Raw genomic sequence first — 821 nt, 5'->3', positions numbered from 1 at the left:
GCGAGATCAGCCTGCTAGAAAACGTGGTCAGGCTACCAGGTGTTAAGCGCTGTATCTCACCTCATGAACGACCCTGGCCAGGGTCGTTCATGAGGCCATCATAACAGGCTGGAAACACATAAGGTGTTTAGTCCCGGGGTTTGATGGTGTGGTATTTTCACGCGAGTGGAAGGAAGCCTTATGGGACAGATACGTCATGGCAGCGCCACGACCACGCACGCCGTGCGAGCAGCAATACAGCGATCGCAGGCTTCGCTCGCGACGCTGAGCAAGAAGTTCGGGGTCAACCCGAAAACAGTTGCAAAGTGGCGGAAGCGTCAAACGGTTGAGGATCAGAAGACAGGTCCCAAAGAGCCGCGATCCACAGTTCTGTCCGAGACGGACGAAGCAATGATCGTGGCGTTTCGCCGGCATACGTTGCTGCCGCTGGATGACTGCCTTTATGCCCTGCAGGCCAGCATTCCCCATCTGACACGCTCGGCCCTGCATCGCTGCCTGCAGCGCCACGGAATATCCCGGCTTCCGGATATCGAGGGAGACAAGCCCAGACGACAACGTTTCAAACGCTATCCCATCGGCTTTTTTCACATCGATATTGCCGAGGTCCAGACTGCTGAAGGCAAGCTGTATCTCTTCGTCGCCATCGATCGGACCAGCAAGTTCGCTGTCACACAACTCGTCGGGAAAGCCGATCGGAAGACCGCCTGGGAATTCCTCGAATATCTCCTGAGCATCATTCCTTACCGGATCCATACCATTCTGACCGATAACGGCATCCAGTTCGCTGATCAGCCCCGTAACCGCAATACGGCCTGGTCTCG

General features: G+C 56.0%; 1 protein-coding gene. It reads left to right on the top strand.

Going from position 1 to position 821, the window contains the following annotated elements; genetic code table 11:
• Positions 1-180 precede the first annotated feature (180 nt).
• Positions 181-821, top strand: a 641-nt coding sequence (locus HK22_RS14840; RefSeq protein WP_086649819.1) for a DDE-type integrase/transposase/recombinase, incomplete at its 3' end; no start/stop codon positions are given.

Origin of the sequence: Gluconobacter sp. DsW_056 (assembly GCF_002153595.1) — a bacterium.
Lineage (GTDB): Bacteria > Pseudomonadota > Alphaproteobacteria > Acetobacterales > Acetobacteraceae > Gluconobacter > Gluconobacter albidus.
This window is presented reverse-complemented; position numbering and strand designations above follow the sequence as displayed.